This is a genomic window from Bacillus sp. BPN334 (assembly GCF_008368885.1).
Taxonomy (GTDB): domain Bacteria; phylum Bacillota; class Bacilli; order Bacillales; family Bacillaceae_G; genus Bacillus_A; species Bacillus_A wiedmannii.
Genome location: NZ_QOZW01000003.1, coordinates 195,130 through 220,030, shown reverse-complemented (window position 1 = coordinate 220,030; position 24,901 = coordinate 195,130). Strand labels below are relative to the sequence as shown.

General features: G+C 32.4%; 38 protein-coding genes. 9 read left to right on the top strand and 29 right to left on the bottom strand.

Annotated features, from left to right (window positions below; genetic code table 11):
• Window positions 1–13 precede the first annotated feature (13 nt).
• The 5 genes from DN393_RS02835 to DN393_RS02815 all read right to left on the bottom strand — a co-directional run bounded on the left by DN393_RS02835 (window position 14) and on the right by DN393_RS02815 (window position 2,625).
• Window positions 14–226, bottom strand: coding sequence for a YqaE/Pmp3 family membrane protein (locus DN393_RS02835; protein ID WP_064477304.1), 213 nt, complete (start codon window positions 224–226; stop codon window positions 14–16).
• A 134-nt stretch (window positions 227–360) separates the two neighbouring features.
• Window positions 361–1,020, bottom strand: a complete 660-nt coding sequence (locus tag DN393_RS02830) for a DUF6944 family repetitive protein (protein ID WP_064477305.1) — start codon at window positions 1,018–1,020, stop codon at window positions 361–363.
• Window positions 1,021–1,207: 187 nt separating this feature from the next.
• A complete protein-coding gene (locus DN393_RS02825) occupies window positions 1,208–1,915 on the bottom strand; it encodes an SDR family oxidoreductase (RefSeq protein ID WP_064477306.1) in 708 nt (235 codons plus the stop codon).
• A 132-nt stretch (window positions 1,916–2,047) separates the two neighbouring features.
• Window positions 2,048–2,248: a hypothetical protein gene (locus DN393_RS02820; protein WP_064477307.1), complete on the bottom strand. Its 201-nt coding sequence runs from the start codon at window positions 2,246–2,248 to the stop codon at window positions 2,048–2,050.
• A gap of 41 nt (window positions 2,249–2,289) precedes the next feature.
• Window positions 2,290–2,625: a hypothetical protein gene (locus tag DN393_RS02815; protein ID WP_064477308.1), complete on the bottom strand. Its 336-nt coding sequence runs from the start codon at window positions 2,623–2,625 to the stop codon at window positions 2,290–2,292.
• A gap of 209 nt (window positions 2,626–2,834) precedes the next feature.
• Here DN393_RS02815 and gerPF point away from each other — a divergent pair, with 209 nt between their 5' ends.
• Complete coding sequence (gerPF, locus tag DN393_RS02810) at window positions 2,835–3,050, top strand: spore germination protein GerPF (protein ID WP_001141565.1); 216 nt, start codon at window positions 2,835–2,837, stop codon at window positions 3,048–3,050.
• A gap of 217 nt (window positions 3,051–3,267) precedes the next feature.
• On the opposite strand, the gene DN393_RS02805 is transcribed toward gerPF, so the two are convergent.
• The 5 genes from DN393_RS02805 to DN393_RS02780 all read right to left on the bottom strand — a co-directional run bounded on the left by DN393_RS02805 (window position 3,268) and on the right by DN393_RS02780 (window position 7,448).
• Window positions 3,268–3,603: a YolD-like family protein gene (locus tag DN393_RS02805; protein WP_064477390.1), complete on the bottom strand. Its 336-nt coding sequence runs from the start codon at window positions 3,601–3,603 to the stop codon at window positions 3,268–3,270.
• Window positions 3,604–4,061: 458 nt separating this feature from the next.
• Window positions 4,062–4,469: a hypothetical protein gene (locus tag DN393_RS02795; RefSeq protein ID WP_064477309.1), complete on the bottom strand. Its 408-nt coding sequence runs from the start codon at window positions 4,467–4,469 to the stop codon at window positions 4,062–4,064.
• A 228-nt stretch (window positions 4,470–4,697) separates the two neighbouring features.
• On the bottom strand, window positions 4,698–4,916 hold the full coding sequence (locus DN393_RS02790; protein WP_000864293.1) for a hypothetical protein: 219 nt from the start codon (window positions 4,914–4,916) through the stop codon (window positions 4,698–4,700).
• A gap of 489 nt (window positions 4,917–5,405) precedes the next feature.
• Window positions 5,406–6,257, bottom strand: coding sequence for a peptidylprolyl isomerase PrsA (locus DN393_RS02785; RefSeq protein WP_064477310.1), 852 nt, complete (start codon window positions 6,255–6,257; stop codon window positions 5,406–5,408).
• 177 nt (window positions 6,258–6,434) lie between these two features.
• The gene (locus DN393_RS02780) at window positions 6,435–7,448 is read right to left on the bottom strand and encodes a glycoside hydrolase family 25 protein (RefSeq protein WP_149173304.1); all 1,014 of its coding nucleotides are present in this window, start codon (window positions 7,446–7,448) and stop codon (window positions 6,435–6,437) included.
• A gap of 269 nt (window positions 7,449–7,717) precedes the next feature.
• Here DN393_RS02780 and DN393_RS02775 point away from each other — a divergent pair, with 269 nt between their 5' ends.
• Both DN393_RS02775 and DN393_RS02770 read left to right on the top strand, forming a co-directional pair.
• Window positions 7,718–7,912, top strand: coding sequence for a hypothetical protein (locus DN393_RS02775; protein ID WP_000412573.1), 195 nt, complete (start codon window positions 7,718–7,720; stop codon window positions 7,910–7,912).
• A 417-nt stretch (window positions 7,913–8,329) separates the two neighbouring features.
• Window positions 8,330–8,755, top strand: a complete 426-nt coding sequence (locus DN393_RS02770) for a GIY-YIG nuclease family protein (protein ID WP_081257454.1) — start codon at window positions 8,330–8,332, stop codon at window positions 8,753–8,755.
• 718 nt (window positions 8,756–9,473) lie between these two features.
• On the opposite strand, the gene DN393_RS02765 is transcribed toward DN393_RS02770, so the two are convergent.
• The 7 genes from DN393_RS02765 to DN393_RS02730 all read right to left on the bottom strand — a co-directional run bounded on the left by DN393_RS02765 (window position 9,474) and on the right by DN393_RS02730 (window position 14,413).
• On the bottom strand, window positions 9,474–10,076 hold the full coding sequence (locus tag DN393_RS02765; RefSeq protein WP_088046818.1) for a C1q-like domain-containing protein: 603 nt from the start codon (window positions 10,074–10,076) through the stop codon (window positions 9,474–9,476).
• A 117-nt stretch (window positions 10,077–10,193) separates the two neighbouring features.
• Window positions 10,194–10,730: a C1q-like domain-containing protein gene (locus DN393_RS02760; RefSeq protein ID WP_098110985.1), complete on the bottom strand. Its 537-nt coding sequence runs from the start codon at window positions 10,728–10,730 to the stop codon at window positions 10,194–10,196.
• A 235-nt stretch (window positions 10,731–10,965) separates the two neighbouring features.
• A complete protein-coding gene (locus DN393_RS02750; protein ID WP_064477314.1) occupies window positions 10,966–11,277 on the bottom strand; it encodes a hypothetical protein in 312 nt (103 codons plus the stop codon).
• The gene (locus DN393_RS02745; RefSeq protein WP_149173303.1) at window positions 11,259–12,281 is read right to left on the bottom strand and encodes an anti-sigma factor; all 1,023 of its coding nucleotides are present in this window, start codon (window positions 12,279–12,281) and stop codon (window positions 11,259–11,261) included. Before DN393_RS02745 ends, DN393_RS02750 begins: the two co-directional genes overlap by 19 nt.
• Window positions 12,271–12,771: a sigma-70 family RNA polymerase sigma factor gene (locus DN393_RS02740; protein WP_098110988.1), complete on the bottom strand. Its 501-nt coding sequence runs from the start codon at window positions 12,769–12,771 to the stop codon at window positions 12,271–12,273. The genes DN393_RS02745 and DN393_RS02740 overlap by 11 nt, the downstream gene beginning before the upstream one ends.
• A gap of 615 nt (window positions 12,772–13,386) precedes the next feature.
• On the bottom strand, window positions 13,387–13,638 hold the full coding sequence (locus DN393_RS02735; RefSeq protein ID WP_098110989.1) for a DUF3947 family protein: 252 nt from the start codon (window positions 13,636–13,638) through the stop codon (window positions 13,387–13,389).
• A 376-nt stretch (window positions 13,639–14,014) separates the two neighbouring features.
• Window positions 14,015–14,413, bottom strand: a complete 399-nt coding sequence (locus DN393_RS02730; RefSeq protein WP_064477318.1) for a CHRD domain-containing protein — start codon at window positions 14,411–14,413, stop codon at window positions 14,015–14,017.
• A 190-nt stretch (window positions 14,414–14,603) separates the two neighbouring features.
• Between DN393_RS02730 and DN393_RS02725 the strand changes: the two genes are divergently transcribed.
• Window positions 14,604–14,741, top strand: a complete 138-nt coding sequence (locus DN393_RS02725) for a DUF3956 family protein (protein WP_000443219.1) — start codon at window positions 14,604–14,606, stop codon at window positions 14,739–14,741.
• 119 nt (window positions 14,742–14,860) lie between these two features.
• Here DN393_RS02725 and DN393_RS02720 read toward each other — a convergent pair whose 3' ends face one another.
• The 3 genes from DN393_RS02720 to DN393_RS02710 all read right to left on the bottom strand — a co-directional run bounded on the left by DN393_RS02720 (window position 14,861) and on the right by DN393_RS02710 (window position 16,664).
• On the bottom strand, window positions 14,861–15,139 hold the full coding sequence (locus DN393_RS02720) for a hypothetical protein (protein WP_098110990.1): 279 nt from the start codon (window positions 15,137–15,139) through the stop codon (window positions 14,861–14,863).
• Between the two features lie 234 nt (window positions 15,140–15,373).
• Window positions 15,374–16,030, bottom strand: coding sequence for a DUF6944 family repetitive protein (locus DN393_RS02715; RefSeq protein WP_088046815.1), 657 nt, complete (start codon window positions 16,028–16,030; stop codon window positions 15,374–15,376).
• Between the two features lie 280 nt (window positions 16,031–16,310).
• Entirely contained in the window at window positions 16,311–16,664 is a 354-nt protein-coding gene (locus tag DN393_RS02710) for a hypothetical protein (protein ID WP_088046814.1), read from the bottom strand.
• A gap of 700 nt (window positions 16,665–17,364) precedes the next feature.
• Between DN393_RS02710 and DN393_RS02705 the strand changes: the two genes are divergently transcribed.
• Window positions 17,365–17,973, top strand: a complete 609-nt coding sequence (locus DN393_RS02705; RefSeq protein ID WP_088046813.1) for a hypothetical protein — start codon at window positions 17,365–17,367, stop codon at window positions 17,971–17,973.
• On the opposite strand, the gene DN393_RS31350 is transcribed toward DN393_RS02705, so the two are convergent.
• Window positions 17,952–18,125, bottom strand: a complete 174-nt coding sequence (locus tag DN393_RS31350; protein ID WP_154131299.1) for a hypothetical protein — start codon at window positions 18,123–18,125, stop codon at window positions 17,952–17,954. The two genes, DN393_RS02705 and DN393_RS31350, sit on opposite strands and share 22 nt — an antisense overlap.
• 591 nt (window positions 18,126–18,716) lie before the next feature.
• On the opposite strand from DN393_RS31350, the gene DN393_RS02700 reads away from it, so the two are divergent.
• On the top strand, window positions 18,717–18,869 hold the full coding sequence (locus DN393_RS02700; RefSeq protein WP_229135726.1) for a hypothetical protein: 153 nt from the start codon (window positions 18,717–18,719) through the stop codon (window positions 18,867–18,869).
• A 23-nt stretch (window positions 18,870–18,892) separates the two neighbouring features.
• Window positions 18,893–19,207: a thioredoxin family protein gene (locus DN393_RS02695; RefSeq protein WP_098110992.1), complete on the top strand. Its 315-nt coding sequence runs from the start codon at window positions 18,893–18,895 to the stop codon at window positions 19,205–19,207.
• A gap of 36 nt (window positions 19,208–19,243) precedes the next feature.
• Here the strand turns inward: DN393_RS02695 and DN393_RS02690 are convergent, their stop codons facing one another.
• Window positions 19,244–19,612 carry a YhfM domain-containing protein gene (locus DN393_RS02690; RefSeq protein ID WP_098110993.1) on the bottom strand — a complete coding sequence of 123 codons (369 nt, stop codon included), beginning with the start codon at window positions 19,610–19,612 and terminating at the stop codon, window positions 19,244–19,246.
• A gap of 237 nt (window positions 19,613–19,849) precedes the next feature.
• Between DN393_RS02690 and DN393_RS02685 the strand changes: the two genes are divergently transcribed.
• Entirely contained in the window at window positions 19,850–20,731 is an 882-nt protein-coding gene (locus DN393_RS02685; protein ID WP_000380378.1) for a cation diffusion facilitator family transporter, read from the top strand.
• On the opposite strand, the gene DN393_RS02680 is transcribed toward DN393_RS02685, so the two are convergent.
• The 5 genes from DN393_RS02680 to DN393_RS02660 form a co-directional block, all read right to left on the bottom strand.
• Window positions 20,721–21,356: a phosphatase PAP2 family protein gene (locus DN393_RS02680; protein WP_064477325.1), complete on the bottom strand. Its 636-nt coding sequence runs from the start codon at window positions 21,354–21,356 to the stop codon at window positions 20,721–20,723. The two genes, DN393_RS02685 and DN393_RS02680, sit on opposite strands and share 11 nt — an antisense overlap.
• 77 nt (window positions 21,357–21,433) lie before the next feature.
• Window positions 21,434–22,189, bottom strand: a complete 756-nt coding sequence (locus DN393_RS02675; protein WP_064477326.1) for a sporulation protein — start codon at window positions 22,187–22,189, stop codon at window positions 21,434–21,436.
• Complete coding sequence (locus tag DN393_RS02670) at window positions 22,171–22,992, bottom strand: serine/threonine protein kinase (RefSeq protein ID WP_088122034.1); 822 nt, start codon at window positions 22,990–22,992, stop codon at window positions 22,171–22,173. The genes DN393_RS02675 and DN393_RS02670 overlap by 19 nt, the downstream gene beginning before the upstream one ends.
• Entirely contained in the window at window positions 22,992–23,174 is a 183-nt protein-coding gene (locus tag DN393_RS02665) for a hypothetical protein (protein ID WP_000473373.1), read from the bottom strand. The genes DN393_RS02670 and DN393_RS02665 overlap by 1 nt, the downstream gene beginning before the upstream one ends.
• A 110-nt stretch (window positions 23,175–23,284) precedes the next feature.
• Complete coding sequence (locus DN393_RS02660; protein ID WP_000658451.1) at window positions 23,285–23,464, bottom strand: YozD family protein; 180 nt, start codon at window positions 23,462–23,464, stop codon at window positions 23,285–23,287.
• A 150-nt stretch (window positions 23,465–23,614) separates the two neighbouring features.
• On the opposite strand from DN393_RS02660, the gene DN393_RS02655 reads away from it, so the two are divergent.
• Window positions 23,615–23,782, top strand: coding sequence for a DUF3930 family protein (locus DN393_RS02655; RefSeq protein ID WP_000456535.1), 168 nt, complete (start codon window positions 23,615–23,617; stop codon window positions 23,780–23,782).
• 4 nt (window positions 23,783–23,786) lie between these two features.
• On the opposite strand, the gene DN393_RS02650 is transcribed toward DN393_RS02655, so the two are convergent.
• On the bottom strand, window positions 23,787–24,449 hold the full coding sequence (locus tag DN393_RS02650; RefSeq protein WP_000101496.1) for a hypothetical protein: 663 nt from the start codon (window positions 24,447–24,449) through the stop codon (window positions 23,787–23,789).
• Between the two features lie 189 nt (window positions 24,450–24,638).
• Window positions 24,639–24,854: a YozE family protein gene (locus DN393_RS02645; protein ID WP_000750728.1), complete on the bottom strand. Its 216-nt coding sequence runs from the start codon at window positions 24,852–24,854 to the stop codon at window positions 24,639–24,641.
• Window positions 24,855–24,901 lie beyond the last annotated feature (47 nt).

The window sequence follows — 24,901 nt, the reverse complement described above, 5'->3', positions numbered from 1 at the left end:
TTTCACGACTTAGCTATCTTCTATCCCTCTTATTCATTTCATCATATGCTTGAATTTGTTTTTTTAATCTCCGGTCTGCTTTTTTATCATGTACAACTAATATCGCATGTATAACTCCTGGAACCCAAAATATTAATGTTAATATGAAGTTAATGATTGCTTGAAATGGTTTTCCGCAAAATAATACAGCTACAGGTGGTAGTAGAATTGCCAATAAATACATCATCTCTTGAAAACTCCTTGTTTTGTATTTTTTATCTCTATTCTTATATATTCTATTCATATGCCTAAAAACCTACTACTTCAATCTTACCACATATGTAAAATTGAAATTTCCCTACCTTTATCAAATGTGTATTTTCACATATCTATTTTTTCTAATCTTTCTTCTTCCTCTATTATAGTTAATCCAATCGCAGAAATAGAAGTTCCTATCGCTTGTATCCAAACACCAATGAGTGCTATTATTCTCTCATTTTTCTTATCAACCGTACTGTCTTCCTTTTCTATTTCGTTCTTTGATACATTAATAATACCTTGATACGCTTGAAGTCCAGCACCTAAACTTTGCAGAGAATTACCTAATATAATAATTCTCTGTATTGCTTTCATCTCAAGCAAAGCCGCTTCCACTCCTAAAAATGCACCAATCGATTGTAAACTGTTCCCGACAATTATAAGATAATCATTCTCTTTCAATTGTTCATGTATATTAAAATATGTTCCTATTATATTTGATATATTCCCTAATGCTAATAACTCAATGCCCATTTTATCAAGCATTTCAATTTTATTCTCCAAACACATATTTTGATTTTCTCTTTCAGGTTCATCTCCGGTATCATTACTCGCTATAATTTGTAATATATACCCGAGGGCTTGTAATGAGCTTCCTACAATTACAAGATCCGATTCAACTTTCTCTTCTCCAATAAATCCTCTTGTCGTCCCAATAGCCGCTGTAAGATTTCCTCCTACTTGAAACCATGCCCCTGTCACTTTTAAACCGCTTGGATTCATTTTTATCACCTATTTAGAAATTTTCTAGTGCTTTCGAAATACATAAATGGTATCCTCTAACTCATATTTATTTTCTATATGTAATTTTGTGCATTCTATAATGTGCTAATCATACAAAAAAAGCACCTGAAAGGTACTTTTTTGGACAAAGTGTGTATCACTAAAAATATGGCAATTCAATATATATTTACGTACATTCTGGGCATGTCAATGAAGCTCCATTTTTATCTATTGTTATATTTAATATAAATTTAATCGCATTACGTGACCACATTTCAGGTGTGGGTGATTCATTTACATACTGTGGTGCACATGAATACAGCATTGGGGTACTGATACTTCCGCCCGGATCTAAAGCAACAACAGCCATACCATAGGGTAATTCAAGTGCCATAGATTTCGTGATACCTTCAATTGCAAACTTTGAGGCACAATATGGCGCAAGCTCAGCTTCTCCCTCTCGGCCCCAACTAGAACTCATATTAATAATCATTCCTTCTTTCCTAGCTACCATCGCTGGGACAAATGCCCGAATTACATTTACTACACCATTTACGTTTACATTCATTATATTTTCGAATTCTTGAGCGGTTACTTTCCACAGTGGCGCATTTTTATTAACAATCGATGCATTATTTATTAGCAAATCTGGTGCTCTATTTCTATGAAGTATATAATTTGCCCAACTACTTACTTGCTGGGAGTCTGAAACATCGATTATTTGAAAATCATGTATATTACCGTAATATTTTTTCAATTCTTCAATTTTATCTTTTGAACGTCCACAGCCATATATATTCCATCCCAATTCATGAAATCGATCAACCATTGCACGACCTAATCCTTGCGTCACTCCTGTAATCATTACAATTTTTCCAGTTTCGTTTCGTTGCATGTACCTCTCCTCCTTTATAAAATTTTACACTCTCCCTTTTCATTCAGCCATTTACTAAAGTATCAACTCATTTCATACTTTAGTAGGAGTTTTTATGTAAGCAAAAAGAGTAACCATAACAGTTACTCTTGCTTATATATCAAAAAAGTCATTATTCATTTCGTTATTGCTTTTATATTTCCGCTTCTCTTTCCCGCATTTCTCACACCGATACATAAAAGCTACACGTAGATTACTTCTTTTAAAATCTTCATTATCCTGCATCTTAATAAAACCATATTTATGCTTACAGTGAGATACATCTGAAAAAATTTCAAACCAATTTTTCATCATAGAACAGTTCACCTCTATGAAAGAATCTTCATCTAGTCTGATTACCTATTTTTATTTAAATTCTCAATCTCATTTTGCAACTTTTTGAATTGTTCAAAATGCATAGTGATAGATTGACTGTTACCATAATCAACACTATGCTTCACAAATAAAACACCAGTGTCATGAAAAATTGCTTCCAGTTCTTTTCTCATGGTTACTTTCATTATATGTGCTGTTTTAATAGCCGATAAAATTGCAATTTCATTAAACTTTAATTTTATTTCATTTGGACAAAATGCTTCTTCAACCAAAATAACTTCATTGCTATAAATAAGCGCAACAAGATTACTTGATTTTGTATCTGTTAAATCTACTTTTTTTATAACATTATTCATTACATTTTGCCTCCTTCGATTTCGTATATATTAATTATACAATTGTTATTATTAATTACTCAACCTTACATTAATTTTAGCATACTTTTATTACGGGATTAAGCTACACTTCAAACGTTTTACTATTCCACAATTTTTGTTACATGAACCATTTGGACTATAAGACCATATAGTAGTGTTAACAAATGATTGTAAAGCGGGTGAAAACTATGCCCTCAGTTGTAGGGAATTTAGTTGTACAAAATAGTAACGGTTCATTTAATTTAGGTGATTTCTACAACGTTTCTCCGAAAGAAAATACGAAGGCTTATAATGGATCTGGTGCTTCAAATGTTGGTTTTGTTGTTAATACTTTTAATGGCGTGAGCGCGACTAATACGTTTGATTCTGACCTTGCAGATCAAAACCAAGTGGGTACAGCCTAATCCTATTTTTTCATCGTTCTGTTTAGGAATTTTAAATTTGTCTATACTATAATCAGGCTGTTACACAGCTATTATTGATTTTTGGAGTACCCTATCTTTTTCTCCCTTTCCCTGGGGCTCAGCAGCTAGTATGAAGCTAGCTGCTTTTTCGTTTCATTATTTATATCCCTCATCTAACATAACGTAAAGGAAGCTAAAATTGAAATTTCAGCTTCCCTTACGTTATTTCAATAATATCAGAAGTATTAAATACGTAAGTTTTATAAAATGCGTCAGTACATATTACACTGTGCTTTAGCGGATTTATATGCACAACTGTCATATAACTTGTAAGGATGTATCCATCTTCAAAATATGTCACCAATATTTCTTTCTCAGACAATAATGACGTTAATAATTTATCAGAAATTCTCTCTTTTGCTTCGTTTGTTAAGAACGGTTTTTGTACTTTAAACTTCTCTACAACAACCTTTCGCATACTTAACAACTGTTCCGACATTACTGTAAATGGAACCCATTCTCTTTCTATTTTCTGCACCTTTACATCATTCATTTCTTTATCTCCTTGATCATTTATCCATTCTATTTCACACATATTGTTCCTCAATTATTCGTTAATAATTGCTAGGCTCATATTTATCCCGCATTAACAGGTAGTGGAGCTCCTACCTCAAAATCCGCTATATGCGAGGAGGTAATACGAAAATCAACTGCCCGTAAACGCTTAATTGGTGAAAGCTAATAAATAACGGACGATGAACACCTCGCTAATTAAAGTTTCACTTTATTTCTTATTCGTATACTATGTACACACACAAGAACATTCGTTCTAATTATACACGAACCTACGTTCTTTTGAAATGATTTAAATTATATTTTTATCCATCATTTATTTTTTCTTCATCAAATGAGCTTTTCACTTCTTATATAATAGGCCGTTCACATATCAACAGAAAAAGCGACTTCATACAAAGAGAAGTCGCTTTTTTCTAATAACGTATATTTCTATATTTACTTTTCTATCCTGACAAGCGTTCTTTCCGGAATACAAATCTCATCTATATTAAAATGATTTATTTTTAATTTTAATTCTCCCACTCGTTCCTGATCTTCATCACCAACCCAACAACTGAATAATTCAAAATAGTCCCCCTCATTTAAATAACCTTCCATAATCGAGCATAAAGCTAATAGCTTTTTTTTAGCATCTTTCTTCTCCTTTTCAATTTGCCACTCAACAAGTTCAATGCCCCAGCTCGTTGAAACTTCATACGTGTAACTTGTTTGAAATTGAAATTCTTGTACAATTTCAAGCATACTTTCATCTGAAAAGCACGATCCAAAAACAATTACATCATTGGAATCTGGATTCGTTAACGGAATTTCTACATTGCACCCTATATAACTTGCTAAACTCATTTTTACTCCTCCAATATTTGTATAAAAAACACTTTATATGAACATTTATCTACTTGAATATAAAATCCCTGCCTAAACTAAAAAGTTTTAATTTTTCAAGTTTATTAACCAACTATAAATGAAAGCATATATTATAAAGAACGAACTCACAAAATTTCTATAGAAAAGAGAGCAATGTAAACACTCTCTTTCCGTACATACTGTTTAAGAATACATAATCTCCCCTTACTACATATATTTTGGTTGTACTATTATATGTAATTCCCTCTCCGTTACTGCTTTTTTTGGGTTACGAAAATACTCTAATTCGTATTTTAATACTTCATAGTCAACCATCCCAATCTTAATCCCTTTCGTTTCTTTTAAAATAGCTAATAAGTTACTTATATCTTCATCATGCGATTCAAAAACCTTCCCCCCGCCTTCTCTCTGAAAAATTACTTTCATATTTTCTCCTCCTACATAATATATTTATCTATTAAGTAATTCGTTTAAAAGCATTCTTTCTATATCCTAAAAATTTCATACTAAAAAGAACATCCTTTTTTAGTAGAATGCTCTGCTTTCACTTCATTTAATATCAATATTTTTTCAATACTATTGTATGTTTCATTCTGTAAATTATGTTTATCCACTTCAATAAAGAAAAACTTAAATCAATTCAGGTTTTAATTAGCCCACGCCAATCAGACTACATGCAAATAGTGGGATGAAATTAATAAACCCACTTTATATTTAATGAAATTAAGCAAACGAAACATTATAATATCAACATTCTATGAAGCATTGATCATTCCTATTTAAAATAATTACATAAATTCCCATTGTAATTCTTAATATTTAAATGTAATATTATATTGTCTTACTATCTATTTATAACACACACACTAATTAGAAAAGGGAACCTATATAGGTTCCCTTTTCTAATTCCAATCATTATTTCTTTTCTAGAAATTCAAATGTATTTTTAAATTCTTTATCATTCACTTTAATATCAGCATCTTTCAATAAATCATTAACTACTTGTTGTTTCCATTTACCTGTCGTATCTTGTAGTCTTTGCTGTTCTAAATCTTTACGAATTTGATCTTTTACTTCATCAAATGGCTTCAATTCTTTTTTATCTGTCACTTTAATAATATGGTATCCGTAAGTTGTTTTTACCGGCTCACTTACTTGTCCTGCATCTAATTTATATGCAGCTTCCTCAAATTCTTTCACCGTTTGCCCTGGAGCAAAACCAGTTATTTCTCCACCTTGTTCTTTTGAACCAGTATCCTCTGAATATTGCTTCGCTAAAGCTGCAAAATCTTCTCCATTATTTACTTTCTCTTTCACTTCTTTAGCAGTCTTTTCATCTTTCACTAAAATGTGACTTACCTTCATTTCTGGTTTATAGTTATCTTTTACATCTTTTTCTGTGACAGTCGCTTTAATCGCTTTCTCAAATGCGATTTCTGGCTTCATTTTTTCTTTTAATTCATCTTCATTTTTCAATCCAACTTGCTCTAAAGTCGATTTGAAGTTGTCACCCATTTTATCTTTTGCTTCTTCTACTTGTTTTTTTGCTTCCTCATCTGAAACTTTATATTTATCTAGCAACGCCTTACTTAACACCATTTGGTATAAAGTACTTTCCCCATATTTTTGTCTTAATTCTTTACTTAACTCTTTCTCTGTAACATTCCCTATTTTTGATGTTACTACATTGTCTGAGGAACCACATGCCGATAATGCCAGTACTACGCATGAAATAATTGTTCCTAAAAATAGCTTTTTCTTTTTCAATTCAAAATACCTCACTTTTATTATTATATAAGAATAACTATACAATGTACTTGTGTTAACAATGTGTTTTCCACATGTAATTCATTTCATTTGAATAAGCTATGTATCATGTTCTTTTTTGTTCAAATATTAAAGGTCATCTTACTATGTATCAGTAAAATGACCCTTTACGTATTCCTATAGATTCTTAATAGTTACATGTTCTTCCAGTATCCAATTATTTTGCCCGATATCTACCGCATTTTTGGCTCTGCCCCACACACGAAAAGATTTTGATCCATCAATATTTCCTTTATAATTTATACATTCAGGCTCTGCATAATAATTCACTCCATACCCAACAGGATATTTTGAAACTGCATAAAACCATTCTACATCAAAATGTTTTACATATACCCACTGTTTATCATTGCCTAAGCAAATCATATCTTTATCTGCGTCTTCCCAATAACCATGTAAGACTAAATATGGATTTTTTTGAGTGATTGTACCTGTAAACTGAGGATTCGCAGGATTTTCATATAGGTTTATTTCATATCCATCAGAATATTTCGAAACTGCAATACCAATACCATTTGATTGCTGTGTATTCTCTCTGTTAAATTGAATAGATTGATTTACTTGATCCGAGCCTATAAACCAAGAAAGCGACTTATTTCCTATTAATTGATTTAAATCACATTTCCCAATACCAGGAACATTTCCCGTATCAGTATATTGCCAAATATCACACGGATATGCTGGCTTATTTCCTCCATAACGAGGAATCCATAAAAAATCAACTTCAATATTACGTGCTCCAAATGATACATACGTGTGATGCCCCACGTATAGCCCTACTTTTTTCGCACCTAAACGGCGTAATTCATCTATAAACGCTTGTGTCCCCCCTTGCATATCCATCATCGTTTGAATTTCTACGTCCACCACCCAAAACTTAGCAGATTTCTCGCCACGACTCCAAAAATCTTGTGCCTCTTTCCTTGCATCAGCAATAGATATAAAACGACAAAATGCATAATTACCAAATGGAATACTGCGTTTCTTCATTTCATTCACATAATTTTGATACATAAAATCTACCGTATTCGAGCCATCTTGAACTCTAACAATAACTAAATCTAGCTGAGATGCTGCAATACCCCAATCAATAGTTCCATTCCATTTTGAAATATCGATAATATACCCCAATACAATTCATCCCCTTTTAATATCATATTCAAAGCTTGACTTATTGAAAGCCCCTTATGCCTAATACTAGCTATCTATACTATAAATAAAGAAAATCTATATTATTTTTCAAAATATACGATCTTTTAATTAAGTTTCTACTAATTTTTCATAATCTAATCACACCATCAAACTCCATATCATTATCAACTCAACTAAAAATTTCATATTATATATTAATCTAAACAAAAAAACGCAGTATACAATACTGCGTCTTAGGAGCTGATTTCATGGAAAAAAAACCTATCGTGGTCAAAGTTCCACCAAACTCAAAACTAAAAATCACATTTTTCGGTCCTTGTAACGAGGTAATTACAAATGTTTCTATAATTAATCAACTTTCCACACCTAAGTGTCAAACTATTACGCAATATCCAAACTATAAGAAATACGAAACTGAAGTACGATCATTATCCAGTTGTTAATCCATTCTATTCGCAATCCTTACAATTTGGTTAGCTCCGCGACTACGGGAATAGACCAAAATTACTCATTTCATGTTATTCCATTGATAATCTATTGATTTTTTACACGTTTTTATTAATCGAGCATATATTATCGTATGGAGATTATCCACTCATAAAACCTATCTTTCTTTAGAGCGTACTTTTTATGTATGCTCTTTTTTTATTTATCTCTCATTCTGTACACATAAACCTGCTCACTTTTATATTTTACGAGCGATCAATCTACCTGCTGCTTATAAACAATTTAATCAATGTGTAATCAACAATACTCCTTTATTTATTATACGTTCACTATAATCCTTGCATTTTCTTTCGATTTTTGAGAAATTGAAAAAAGACGATTTATTTTAATATCTTGATAAAAGGGTGAGATGTATGACTATTGTACATATTAGGTGGTCTAAACTTTATAATTTATCTGAAATCAATCATTATGAAGAAGCTTTTTCAAAAGGTATATATGCAATTTATAGAGTGTATCGTGGGAAGGAAAAATTACTATATATCGGAAAAACAAAAAGAAGTTTTTCGAAACGATTAAATGAACATTACAAAGAATGGATTCATGGGGCAAGAGGCATCCATGTAAGGTTAGGGATGTTAGAATTTCCTAATGGAGGTAAATATTCTGAGCAAAAATTATCAGATGTAGAAGCACTTTTAATTTCTTGGCATACTCCACTAGAAAACACCCAATGTACGAATTACTATATAGGAAGAGAAGCCTTAGAAGTTATCAGCTTTGGACAAAGAGGATTAATTGATAAAAAAATAACTACTCAGAACTATGAATGGGCATGAGCTCAGATCATAAATTAGTTTAATAGAGTTTGGCACTCTCCCTTAAAGTCCGCTATGGTTTTTAACGGATAACAAGACAATATAAAGACTTATTCTTCGCCATTGAGAAAAGAGCTTGATAGCTATGTCATGCTCTTTTTCCTTTAAACTAATCGCTGTTAAATTAGTGTATTATTCAATTCTCATTCATACATTCCCCTTCTAAATTGACCAAATATTTATTGAAATTCTTTATATACTCAAGGAGGTCCAACATGTTCAAGTTGTATCCCATACTACTCATCTTAGGATTAATTTTATTTTTATATAGTGTAATCGCCTTAATGTTATTCCTTTCCATTCAATAGCAATACCTACACAAACCTATGTTAAATATGTAATTTCTATATAGTAAAGAAAAAAACCGTAATTATACGGACTTATATATATTCATAAGTCAAGATGTCTTTGCTATTCTATAAGACAACTGGTAAATGTAAAACAAAAAATTTTCACAACCATGTTACATTTTTTTGTTTTACTCTTTTTATTACCTGCAGAATATCTAATACCCATAATAAGCTAGCACTTTCAACCTTACATCCTAGCATGTGAAATTCTCCTGAAACAAACTATAATTAACCTATTTACTTATATATTTTAGAAAAACAATAATAATCCCCCACCATTTGGTAAAGGGGATTAACTAAACCTACTGAAAAGTAATATATTCTCTTCGTTATTTAATTGGAGAAGGAAATCTTGCAGCTTCAAAATGAACTGTATTCAAACCATTAACATTTTGAACAATTACTCCAGCAACACTACTCTCAGCAAAAACTTCAACTGAATCCCCTGCTTCTAATTGCAAAATAGACGTTACTGAAACATCATTATTAAAAAATACCCCGGTTCCAAAGAAATCATTATCGATTGCTATTGCTGGATTTCCATTCACACGAATTTCAACCCTAGCTCTGTAATTTACATTAAAATCATTTGGAGAAAATGTTATATTCCCTAATACACTATATACCCCTTTAGTCTTCGGAGTAAAAATAGATGTTGCAGGATTATATTCATTTGCTAGATCAAACTGTTCATTTTGAAATAATACTTTAACAGGAGTATTTTCCGGAACAGGCTGATTCATTGTATTAACAGCTCTAAACGCAGACGCTCTTACAAGCTTTTCTTTCTTATCATCACAACAATTCACTTGTACATACTTTCTATCACATTGACTATTTTTTCTAAAGCAATCATGACTTTTATTTTTGTAACCTTGACAATACTTACAGTAATAATATGACGTAGTAAGTCCCCCTTTATATTTATTTATTATTACATACTATGCAATATAGATTAGAATAGTTTGGACAAACTGATACTATTTTCAACAAAAAAAAATCCCCACCATTTCGATGAGGATTATTCTTTATTTTCTGTATGTTCGACTTTATTTAATTGGAGAAGGGAATCTTGCAGCTTCAAAATGTGAGCCGTCTTCCGAAGTGCTTAAAACTCCGTCTATGCTACTTTGTGCATAAACCTCAACTTGATCTCCTTCATTCAATTGAATAATCGTCGAAACACTTACTACATTTCCAAAACTTATTGGACCGAAAAAGTCATTATCTATAGCTATTGCTGCGTTTCCATTTACACGAATTTCTACACGAGCTCTATAATTTAAGCTAGGATCGTTTGGAAAGAAACCAATCGTTCCAATAATAGAGTAAACTCCCCTAGTGTTCGGAATAAAAATAGACGTTACTGGATTATACTCATTTGCTAAATCAAATTGTTCATTTTGGAACAATACCTTTACAAAAGTATTGGCAGGAACTGTTTGATTCACCGTATTTCTAGCTCTAAATGCAGATGCCCTAACAAGCTTCTCCTCGTTGTCATTACACTTACTCGTGCACTTACAACAATCATGCTGTTTCTTTTTATACTCTTTACAATACTTACAGTAGTAATAGCAAGACATACTAGTTCCCCTTTCATGCTTATTACTACATATTATGTAAGAGGGATTGGCAATGTTTGGACGAGCTATTGTTTTAGTCCAAAATTTGCGCCTATTTATATATACACGGGCGGAAAACATATCAATAAAACTTCAACCTAGATGTATAATGCTTACTATTCAAATTTCATAAGTTCTTCTCTTATCTAGTTTACTTTTATACATAAAAAAGAGCGAATCTACATTCGCTCTTTTTTTATGGCCCAAAGCTTATCATCCAACCTAGCATAAATCCAAATACAGAAAACAGCAGTATAAAAATAAATAAACTACATGCCCACAATGCATATTTTCGACTTTTGTTTTTGGTAATCATACCTATGACTGAGCACACCACTCCAATACCAACTATTTGCAGAAAACTTTTACCTATAAATGTTTCTTGAATAAGCAATATAATGTTCAAATACAATAACGCTAGAAAGGCAATAATTAATGAAATAGTCCCCATCCACGTTTCCTGTTTATACATACGATTCTGTCCTTTTTTTAAGAATGCCAATTCCATAACCTCGCTTCACCTACTTTCAATTTTCTAACTTTTTCGTGGCTCATCAATTTTTCAACTTCTACTTTAGGCCCAGTTACAACTGCCCCGTATGTTTTTATCCCATTTTTTTCAAGGAAAGAAATACGCTTTGACAACTCTAATACTTTCGCTCTAGATAGCTTCACTGCTAAACTTTCATGCTTCTGTAATGACTTTAAAACATCAATAAATTGTTCCTCATGAGGTGAATCACTTTCAAAAGCACCACTTGGCCTTGAAATCATATCTGCTGGGAAGCCAATCGGGGCTACATACATACCCTCATCATTCATTTGCTTCTCCTCTAATCCTGTATTAACGGCATACCAAACGATATCAATAGTAGGAAACATATCCGTTACCTCTTGTACACTTAATAATTCTCTAAAAGATACAAATGCTTCTACAACAGATTCTTGCGGAAGACCCTTTAATACCTGCGCTTCTTCGCTACTATCATAGGACGCATTATAATTATTAGGATGAGACAATACTTCGTTATCTATATACGGGATTTCTGGAATTTTCTCATCTGTTGTATATTCACGGCTTACTTTCGTTGCTCTACTAAATACATAATCTGTTTTCTCTTCTCCTATTCGAATATCTTTCTTTCCTACTCTTTTATACAAATCAAAATGCAATTGCAAACTAAGCGGTAACAACGTTTGCTCCATGTCCCTATCTTTCAAAAATACATTTGGTTCTGTTACACTTAACGTTTGATTTACTACATTCCGTATCTCCATCGCGTTTGTAGGTGCCAATGTATAATATAAGAGTGTAGATATATATAAAGTAGGTTGAATGAGTAATAAAAAAGTAAATACAATCAAAATATTCGTAATACGTGCTCTTTTTTTACCTATTTTCAACACTTGCTCCTGTTTTCCATCTGGAAGTGAAGCCGGTCTTTCATGAAGAGCTTCTTGTAACAATTTTTTATAATCATCTTGTTCAGGATGCGGTTTATCATTTGTCATTTTGACTCTTTTCCTCCTTTAACAATTCTTTTAATCTCTTTCTCCCGCGAAATATGTGACTTTTATACGTATTTACCTTTAACTCTAGTACAGAAGCACCCTCTTCGTACGTTAATTGATGTACGTCACATAATAAAATAGCTTGTGCCTCTATCACTGGTAAAGTATGAATAATCTGAATTAACTTTTCATAACTATTTTTTGCCACTACATACTCTTCTGTAGATTCCCCTGCTTGTATTGTCTCTAATTCCTCCGTTCCTACAAAGGTTACTTTTTTCTCTTTCCTAACGAAATCAATAAAAGTATGATATGCCACTTTAAATAGCCATGATTTTACCTTTTGGTTTTCATAGTCTTCTAAATAAAGATACGCCCGATAAAAAGTCTCCTGCATCAAGTCCTCCGCTACGTGATGGCTACGAGAAAGGGAAAATAAATACCGGTACACATCATTTATATAAACCTTATATATTTCTTCAATCTCCATCCCCCTCCTCCTTTCATATATAACACGAATAAGCAAATTAAAAAGTTGCATTATTTTTCCTTTATTTCTTTTTTATTAATAAAAAAACATTTATACATTTCAATAACTATTTACAATTATAAACAAAATATGTGATGTTATAGCTGTAAATATCTTTCAAAAACAGTCAAAAAACGACTCAGATGTTCTCCTACTCTTGTAACTTGATAGTCTTAGGACAATCTTCCTGTACAAAATAACCACAGATAGGACTTCGTTTTTACATCTCAACCAGGTTCGCGTAAGTAAATATTTATGTATCCTTTCATACGGAGCCACTAACCATCATTTGTCATGATAAAATAATTCTCATTCTTTCTTTAATCGGTATATTCGCATCAAAAAAATTCCACTTGTAGTATGTACGGTGATTATCTCATCGGTTATTTACAAATTGTAGGTGGGGACTATTTGACGCTTACATATCCCCCTCTCCATTTGCGGGTAATAAGACTCAAAAAAAAATTTCGGAACATGCAAGAAAGATAGGTAGGAGCCGGATCGTCCGTATATGTCCACTTTGTGAGGACTAATAATCGGTTTGGGATACTTGCCCCTACTAATTAAACTTTCAATTTATAGATTAAATACAGTTCCATATGGGATAGTAAGAAAAGAACTTCCATACGGTGTGATTTGATGCACTGGGTAAAAATACTCCGTAGATGAATAATACGGCTGGATACCTTGTTGCTGCATTTGCATTTGTTGTTGCATTTGTAACGCTTGTTGAACAGCTTGAACTGTACTTTGTGCTCCGCTAAACGTTTTTGATGTACCATACGCTGGTCGCATACCTGCTTGAGAAGCAAAATATGAATAATACATTATTTTCAACTCACTTCCGTAAAAGTAATTACAATTTATGTTATGATTCTTTATTTCAGTGGGTGCGGAGAGTTAATCTATTAGCTTTGATTAGGTTTAAAGATTTTTATTATCTGTTACACTTTCATATTTCATTTACAAGGTTCATCTACTAATACTAATTTAATTTTAGAGGGTGTTTTATTTTGAATTTTCTGTCAATAGATTCACAAACTAAAGAGATAGTGAATTAACTACGTCTAATTAAATTCATTTACTTTTGAAACTATGAAAATGAATTTTCAAGATTATTAAAGGTATATGACTTATTAATACATCCTCCTCCAAATAAAAGCACCCTCAACGGATGCTTTATTTTTTACAATACTATAATTCATTAGCAATACTTCAATTGTCCACGAATTTCACCATTAGGATATTGTACTGTATGAACATTAATATATATGTTTCCAGATATGATTTCATTTACAAGGTTACCTAATGTTTGACCCGCTAACGGCCCTATCAAATCATCTTGAGTAATCATTCCTGTGAGGGTTGCACACTCTATTGAAACTGGATTTGTTATAGGTCCAAATAAAAAAGCTACAACAGGACCGTTCGTTCCTTTTGATCCAAGATGCAGATGAGCAACAACTACATCCTCTATATCGAATAAATCTAATTTGAATTTTAAGCTAAGCTTGTCCAGGCTTAATTTAAAAAAAGCCTCTCCTCGAGCATCTGTTTCTACTGATGGAACTTCATTCCTACCGCGTAACTTTGCAAAGAACATATTTACCACTCCTACGTTTTTATATACTCCTAATATATTCTTGCCCTTCATATATGGTGTTAATAAATCGGCTGTTAGTCTACTTAAATTTTTTATACCATAGGTTAAATTATCAATTCTATAATCTGACTATTACGTATTAAATTTTTATTCATATACTATATTAGATTACTCGGAAGGAGGCATAAGTATGGAAAGTTGTGTTTTGTTCGTTAATGGACAACCTCTTTTAGTGGTCTCAGTCGCTGGAATCGAAATTGCTAGATTAGAACTTTCTCTTCAAGTAGCATTGACCCTAATAGCATTAGGAATTCCAATCTGTGCATAAACGTTAGGTATCTATTCAAAAGAGAGCTTAGGCTCTCTTTTTATTTATATCTTTCCTTCACAACAAAAAAGACACCACTAAAAGCACGGCATCGCGTAAAATAACTGCTATTTGTTTAATCATTTCTTCACTAGCAACCCTAATTCATATAGAATTTCCGAGAACGAATAGCCATATGCAAAACCTACAATACGAATCCCTGGAATCCATCTATGTTCTAAATTTTCATTGTATGTTTTCTTATAATACTTTAATTTAGAATCTATACTGTATTTGTCGTTAATAATTACTTCATCGCTATGAAATCCATCCATTTCAATCTGAACAGCTACGTACTCTGCTCCCTCAATAAAGGCTTTATTATAACACTTTTCTAATTCTTCTAATGTCATCCCCATTATTAACCTCCTATCCAAATGGTTGTTTTGTTCAATAAAAAAGAGCATCTAGATCAGTAGATGCGAAGATATATAAAAGGTAAGCTCTTTGAGTATTTAATAGATTATAAGCTGGTTGCTTGTCCTACAATATATTATATGATTTTCATATAATAATGGTTCATCAAAAAAAGGTGAAAATTACTCATTGTCGTTTTAGAACATAGTTACATTTTAATTTTTTAAGCTAGTCTATCAATCGCTCCCTTCCAACTCCTCACTTTCTTCACGTATTTGTCCAATTAATGAAATTACGGAACCTACGGCTTGTATCCAACTTCCTGTTATTTCTATAAGTTGACCTTCTTTATTTTTTTCATTCGGTTCGCTATTCACTTGAATGTTTGAATTTTTTTCAATATCATTTAATTGATTTTCTTTACCATACTGTCTCTCTTCTCTATTAGTTTTCAGTTCATAAATACCCCCAATTGCTTGCAATGAATTCCCTATAGCTTGCAATAAGTTTCCTACAATATTTAAAGATTCATCTTTATCTGAAGTATCCTCAAATTCATCTGCTAATGCTGTAAGTCCTCCTAAAGCCTGTGTCCAATTCCCAGCAATCACTAATTTAATTTTTGTTTCATCTTTAAACTCAATAACCAATCCAGATATTACAGTTACATTACCAATTGATTGAATTTCATTTCCGATTTTTTCAAGCGATATTTCCCCTTGACCATCAGCCTCTAAAGCATTTCCAACTGCTTGTAATACGTTCCCGTATACATTCAAATCTTTCCTTACATTACTGCTTATAAAATAAAAAGGTGTACTTCCAATAGCGGCAGTTATTGTACCTATAGCTGCTATTAACGCACCAAATATTTCCTTTAGTTGGTTCTCCATTTATAACCTATCCCAACATTAAGTAATTACTTTCATCTTATTCAATCCCACATCTACCTGTTAAAAATTCAAATTATCTCTTCGTTTTCCCTCTTTTATTAGGTTGCTTTATAAAAGCAAATTTTCTAAGAAATCATGCTCATATATTGAGCGTAATTCTGTATTATTTTTATACATATTGCTACTTCTTTTTTAATGACTATACATTTGTAAGGTATTAAAATCCCCACTTTCTTTCTACAAAATAAAAAAGCAGCTGTTAAGCTACATTACATTCGTTTTATCCCCAAGTGAAATGATATATATATTCTCCCATTCCCCTTTGATTAATCCCATTAATTCTAGCAAACCGCATTAAGTCCGCTCCTTGAAGAAAATACATCGCAAGCATTACTGGCACTTGCGACCACATAAACTGATAAAGCTCCTCGACTCTCAAGTTTGTCGAAACAATTAAATCATTTACAGGTCCTTGATTCCATACAGAAGTTCTAACTGAAATAAACGGAAGATCCTTTCCATTTACCACTATTCTTGCCATGCTTTGAGTTATGTCCACATCAATTCCCTCCATCATTACAAAAATCGGACCTGCGTATTTACTCCTATGGTTATAAATATTCTTGACTTTCATAAATGACTAAGGCAAACCTCTATTTTTCGACTCTATTCAAATGAATTTATTTATTACAGTAAAAAACAAATGAAATTTTAGTATTACTCTCCCTCAACTTCCGTATTATTTAGATATTTCATACTCTTGTTCGCTATTAAAATCCGGTATGCAAAATTGCATATCTTATTATCTCAATATCAATTTATTAACTACAATTTGATAGAAATTCATTTGAATCACCTGACAAATCAACATTTGTCATTTAATTCCTTATTTAAAATTCCACCTTATCATTTTTAAACCCTATATTCAAATAATTATATTGGAATTTCTTGTTGTATACACATCTATCTTTTTGATGTATTATATACGAGAAGAGTAAGGTAAGAGTTACTCTTTGCCATTTTAGGAAAGGTCCTGTTGAAAACAACAGGACCTTTTTTCATATAATCGAATTTCCATTTACTTCCATCTTATAACCATTCTATTATTTATCAAAAACACTATGCTCATGTAATACATATCTGTAAATCAATGAATATGCATGCGCTTTATAAAGAAAATAAAAAAAGCACGTTATTCGTCATTTTTGCGAATCAGCTTTACAATTGCCATTGTGTATGAACATCGATTTTTCTAGCATCTAGTTCATCTCCTTAAAAATGCAGGATTTCCCTATCCAATATCGAATTTGTAATGTTTGGAAAGGGGGTGTAACATGGAGGAAATTAAAGTGGGACTTACACAATTTTTAGACTTCACACTGAAAAGTAGTGCAGCTAAAACAAATTTTGTAAAGAATCTAAAATCTCAACCTGAATATCACCCGGTTTTTGATTACTGGAAACAATTACGAGAAACTGTTATTAAATTTCATAAAAACGAACTACCTTTTGAATGTTTTGAAACATTAGTACAAACTGTTGACCAGAAGAAAAAGCAAAACTACATTGATGTTATAAAGCAGTACAAAAAATTTATTAAAAACAAAGACGTCTCTTGGTTTGATCCAGGTAAATCGCATTGGTTATCAGATAATTTAATCGTCCGCTCATCACCTGAACTCGGTTTGCTCATAAATGATGAGCCGCATCTTATTAAACTATTTTTCAAAGGAAAGAAAGAGCGAATTGATAAATATAACATCAACTCAACACTGACATTATTAAATGAATCAACATTTTCAAATGAATATAACGATGTGAATTATACTGTCCTTAACATCCAAAAGAACAAAATGTATACGAATAACTCTATTAATAACGATCATTTAATAGCTCTTGAATCAGAAGCCCACCAGCTTTGTTATTTATGGAATAAGATATAAAGGGTATAGGTATCTCTTTCAATACCTTGTTCATGCGTAATTTGGGCACAATTTTCACAAATCCAATTCGTTTCGTTTAATTGAGGCTCACCTTCTTGTTTCTCACAGACAATGCAAGGTGGGCGTTTTTGTTTCTTCCCCCATTTCAACACCCTAATTCCCCCTGACTTCTTAACCGCTAAATAATTCCTAAGATGTTCTTATGATCCCTTTCACGTTCCACATCATGTTTTTTCTTTCACTCTATACATCCCCTCTTGTTAGTCACGCTTGTTTCACCCACATTACTTTATTTGGTTGTGATTATTACTGGAACTCTGATAACGCCGCCCTAATCTCTTCTCTCACAACTTCACGAATAAGTTCTTATAACGATCATATATGCATCCCCTACATCTTTTTTTGAATTTCCTGCTTGTTGATCATTACTCATAAAATTTATGAGTAATGATCAACCACCGTTTACCTTCTCTAAGTACCGGAAAGAGATTGCTTGTTTTATCCGATATTACATTTCAGTCGCTTCATAAACATCTCATAAAAATATGTGAGAGAAGAACGTTATAGCGATGGCTATCATGAATACAATTTGATTTACCCTACTTAAAAATTCATAAGTTTGACACAGCTCATGAAAAAGCTTATAAAGAAAAGTGAGGTTCCTAATATTCTTTTCTAGTATCTAAGGTATATATCCGCAGATCACAAGCGAACGTTTCGGACTTAACAGAGTAGGTATCACATTGGACAATTACTTCCATGTTGTACCAGGACTTCAAGAAACTGCGGTGGATCAATTTGCAAACGAATTATTCGGAAAGAAAACTCTAGTTAGAATTTCGTTAGAAGTTTTCGTTTCACAGCAAATACACCAACTAAACAACCAAAAATATTGATAGTGAAAAAGGAGAAACAAAACATGAAAGAAATCAAATCTGAACAGGAATTCAAAGATATCATCGCAAGTGAGGAACCAGTAGTTGTTAAGTTCTTTACGACATGGTGCCCAGATTGCGTGCGTATGGACAACTTTATCGGAGATGTAATGGAAGAGTTCAATAAGTTTGGATGGTATTCTATTAACAAAGATGAGTTTCCAAGTATCGCTGAAGAGTATCAAGTAATGGGTATTCCAAGTTTACTTGTATATCAAAATAGTGAGAAACTAGGCCACTTACATAGTGCTAACGCAAAAACTGAAGAGCAAGTTACTGAGTTTTTAGAAGCATACTAAGATTAAAACCCTCTGAAAAATAATTTCTAGAGGGTTTTAATCTTTTTTCACAATTATCTTTCGTAGTTGTTTCGTCATTTCTTCAGAAGTGTAGTATACAGTTTCTTCATGACCAATGTACATAATTACACTCCTTTCCCCTTCATCTCCGAGGTATAAATGTATCCCCTTCGTATCACTATTTTCATATGTAATTAGTATATCGTATTGTGGTGTTTCGCCTCTTTTCTTTTGTTTTTTCATGCCATTAAACATATTATTAATTCCATTGATTATTTGTTTGTCTTCTATGTTTAGAAAATAATTTTCATTTAATCCACCGTAGCCATTAAAAGTAGATATGGATACTTTAGAAATATTATGTTCCTTCATATTTTCGATATTTGATGAATTACAACCAATCATTATAAGAACAATATTAGTTTTTTCATCCTCTTACCCTCCCTTTTTAATTGGGAATAAAACCCAATTAATTTTACACTCTAACTTTGCACTTTACAACATATTTTTCCTTCACGAAACTTTGTTATCCCCTTCTTAAAAACCTAAAAAACGTCAACAATGTTTGTATAGACCCACACGAGTTTTGTTTGGTACTCTATTTATAGAAAGAAATTCCTTGTAGAAAGGTGAGTGATTAAAATGGATACTCTTTCTCATAAAGAAGCTGATAAAGGTGCTATTGTTAGCATTATGGCCTACATATTTTTATCCTCTATGAAAATCATCATCAGTTATATTACCCTCTCTAGCGCATTACGTGCTGACGGTTTAAATAACTTAACGGATATCGGTGCTTCTTTAGCGATATTAATTGGTCTAAAAATCTCTCGTAAACCTCGTGATCCAGATCATCCTTATGGGCATTCGCGCGCAGAACAAATTGCATCACTCGTTGCTTCTTTTATTATGGCAACGGTCGGTTTAGAAGTTGTTATTAGTGCCATTCAATCTTTTTTTAATCCGAAACAAGCAGCGCCTAATGTACTTGCTGCATGGGTAGCCTTATTTTCTGCTGTCGTTATGTACTTTGTGTATTTGTATACGAAAAAGATTGCAGCACGAACAAAAAGTAAATCATTAGAAGCCGCTGCAAAGGATAATTTATCAGATGCTCTCGTAAGTATCGGTACAGTAGTAGGTATTGTCGGTTCGCAGTTCCAAATGCCTATTTTAGACCCTATTGCCGCTTTAATTGTCGGCCTTATTATTTGTAAAACTGCATGGGAGATTTTCGTAGAAGCTTCTCATATGTTAACGGATGGAATCGATCCAGATAAGATGGAAGAGTACGCTGGTGCTATTGAACATATTGGTGGGGTGGAAAACATCGTAGACATTCGCGCGCGTATGTACGGGAATCAAACGTACGTTGATATTACAATCGAGGTAGATGCTCGTATGGATGTTGGTGAAAGTCATTGTATTACTGACAACATCGAGGCTATGCTTCGGAAAAAGTTTGGCATTTACCATGCACACATTCATGTTGAACCAATGGAAAAAGAACCTATTATGACATAGGTTCTTTTTTAATGAACGCTTTATGAAATATAACACATAAAACGAGCCAGCTACCGCCAGCTGCCCATCCTGCTAATATGTCAGATGGATAGTGAACGCCAAGATATATTCGGCTAACTGAAATAGATAATACAACAAAGCTCGCTATAAAAATAATCAACAATTTTTTATGCAATGTAATACGTTCTTCTGTAATTGTGACGTATGCAATAAATCCTAAAAAAGCAGTAGCATTCATCGTATGACCGCTCGGAAAACTATATCCAGTTGCCGTAACAAGCTGCGTTACATCCGGTCTTGCTCGTTCGTACCATAGTTTAAGCATACTGTTTAAATAACGAGATCCATAATAATTAATTGTTAGAAGTAATGCGCTAAGCAACTTTTTTCTAACGAGAAAATACATTACAAGAATGATGAGTAACGGAAAATATATTCTTTTGGAACCGATAAAAGACATCCAAGTAAAGTAGGCTGTCAAGTAATCGTTTCGAAAGCTTTGAATAAAATGCGCGACTATATTGTCAAATTTCTCAATACAAGCGGTATGATACGAAAGTGATAATACGACAAAACAAATGAGTAGCGTAAAACTTAACAAGTATAAATGTCGATATCGTTTCACATACATAACCTCACTATGCAAAAAAATGGAGCGGTTGTTTTAGTTTTCCTCTCCATTTCTTTTTTATGCATAGTTTATTAAAAAATATAATTGTTAATTTTTTCTTGCATTGTTGGAATATCTTCATTCGTTACTGTAAAGCGAATCACTTTCTCGTCAAGATCAAGCGCCTCTGCAAATAAACCTGCTAATCCGCGAGATTTTCTGTCTACTTCCATAATAATTTCTAAGCGATCGTAAGCGCTTGGTAAGATTAATAATTCTAGTTCATCTAATTTCCCATAATACTCTCCGGAAACAGGAACAAACTCAAATTCTTGTGCAAACGGAACTTGCTTACGTAATCGATACGGTAATTCTTCACATTCTATATGACGCGCTTTAAAACCTAATTGATTTACACTCTCTAACACACTATTTAATAGTGCATTGGGCAACACTTGAATGTAATCACGATCACTTGGATCTATACTGCGTTTAATATCAAGACCTGTATGCACCCAAACTGTTTTCATTCCAAGTGTAAGCGGCGTTTCAACTGGCATTATAAATGAAAATGGAATTTCTTTTTTTTCATTTGGCTCAACAGAAAAAGGTTCTGTTAAACGAACTCGCTCTAAATCATATGTTGCTGTTACTTTTTTATCATCCACTTCTCGTACATACGACGTCGATAACGTTAAGTAAATGCTTTCAATTTGTTGGCTAACTGAACCACCAGTTATATGAACCTTCCCTAGTATCTCTTCTCCAACAATATACTCATCTTTTTCAAGAACTGTATCTACTTTTGCATTACCAATACCAACACTTGCTAAAAACTTTTGAAACATGGAACCTCCATCCTTTCTAAAGCAAAAGCTATATCTTTTTTTAAATCTTGTACATTCTCATAGTACGGCGTTTTTATTTGTAACATTCGCATAAGCATTTCACGGTTATAATTTTCCAAAGTTAATTCGTCATACCATGGTTTTTCATGTTTTTCATTAGATTCATAGCCTGCATATAATAAAAATAACGAGAAATGACCAAGCGCATAAAAATCGCTACGAAAGTGAACTTCTCGCATCAAAGCTTGTTCACCTTCATAAGCTGTAGCTCGTTCATCACCCTCACCCTTCAATTTAGCTAATCCAAAATCAATAATACTAATTTGGTTTTCTTTCATTAATATGTTTGGAATGCGTAAATCTCGGTGAATAATACCTTTATTATGAAACACCGATACAATTTCTAATATTTCATATAAAATTTTTAAAACTTCACGTTCTGTATATGCATGCCCATCTAAGAAAATATAATCTTCGAAATTTTTACCAGGCATATATTCCATCACGAAAAAGCTTTTTTTCTCCCATACGAAATGATCATATAAACTAGGAATTGCATGATGATTTAATGTTTGTAAAATCATTTTCTCTTGTTCAAATGATTTTCTACCAGACTCATACCTTTGTTTACTTTGTCTTAATTGTTTTAAGACTTTATTTCTATTTATTTGTAAATCATTAACGACATATGTAACCCCATAACTGCCCATTCCAATTACTGATTCAATTTTATAACGTTCTGCAACGATTGTATTTTTTCGCAGTGGTCTATCAAATAAAGCTAGTATACGACGCCATTTCATCAGCTACTTGAAAAGAAGCTACGGCTTTTACGTTTTCTTTTATAATGCTGATGCCCATAACCAGATGAACGTCGTTTATAATCGCTACTTGAATAAGAGCGACCTCTATGGCGATAATCACTACTAGAATACGAACGATTTTTTTTCCTACCTAATAAAGAATCAATAATTTTTTTGAACATCCCTTCACCTCTTGAGTAAAATTTTCTTTTAATTATACCAATAATTTCCGACTATAGTTGTGACAAGTTTGTAAAGAGTAAAAAACGACGAGTTAAGCCCGCCGTTACTTTCACTCATCCTCTTCATCAAAAACTTCATCAATCATACATTTCTCTAATAAATACTCGAATGTAATATCTGCGAGATCTTCAATTTCTTCTCGTTTTGGGACGTATCCTCTTTCAATTAGTTGCTCATAAAAAAACTCCGCAATCTCTTCCGTATCAATTACGACCTCAATTTCCTTCATGAGCATCACTCCTTTATTTCTGTTTTATGAAAAAATCTCAAAATTATGTATATGAGATTAGAAAAATAGTTTTTCTTTTTTTATAGGTCATATCCTTTGGACGAGATACATACGATGGTAGTACAAGCTATCAAAAAGGGGGATTTAATTATGGAGTACCAATATGAGGTAGAACAAGAAGTAGGGCAAACAAAAGAAGAGTTCATGCATGAAGATCAATGGGCAGACTCTCTTATTAAATGGCTTTTTATTTTTTTAATAATTGTAGGCATACCTTATACTGCATATGTTGTTGTTCAATTCATTCTCTCTTTCTAGTTAACTATTTTTTCTCTGTCAATTTAACTAAATAATTATGAACAACATCCATAACAATTTTGTATTCTTCATCTTTAAATGTATCGAATAACAATTGATAATCGTTATAAATATCAAGTAATCCATCAATGATTTCTTGACGATTTGTCTTAACACTCACTTTTTTTGAGTTGTTAATTGACTTTAATTTTCCTAAATCTAATTTATTCATACCAGCTTTATCTTGTTTCATTTTCTTCAAAATTGCATTTGCCGTTTGAGCATTAGCAAGTAACGTTAAATCTGATTCATCCGCTTCTAACCATTCACCATCCGTAATTCGTGACAATTCGTATATAGTATCTTCCCATGCGTCATTTTTATATCTCCATACTTCTGTACGAAAACCAACAATACGAAACACATCTTTATCATATCCTGTTACTTGCACGAGATCACCAAATGTGAAATTATAGTTTAATTCAATCCACTCAGTTTCACCTTTTTTCATATCTTGCTCTGAAACGTGCTGCAACGTTTGCTCTACGTAAAACCCATCGTGATTATTGACTTCGTAAACGTAAACTCCATCTAAAACCTTCATATTTGTGATTTTACCAACGGTTCCATATAGCGTAATCACGACTATGTCCCCTACGTTATATTTAGGTTGCTTTTTTCTTGCCATCTATATCTCTCCTTTTTTTGACGTCGTGATTTTGATAACAGTATATGCAACCTACATAAAAACGCTTATCACAGAAGCGTATATTCATAAATTTTTTCAATAAAAAATATCACTGTATAAAAAAAAATATTTACAACGTAAAAAAGCTAGCAAATAGACTAGCTTCACGTCAAAAATTTCATATAGTTCTTATCTCTCTTGTATGTATAAATCCCAAGCTTCATCAAATATAGACATACTTTCTAGCAATCCACTTAACTCTAAGTATGAACTAATTTCATCATAATCTTCAGATTGCTTTGGAAAGCTTAAATCATCATACATTGCTTCTGCTAAATTCGATACTTCATTACTAAATAAAGCTGCACGATGCTTCATCATATAGTGGTAAAATGTCTTTTTCAAAAATATTCCCTGCCTTTCTAACTTGGATACATTATACAAGGCAAAAA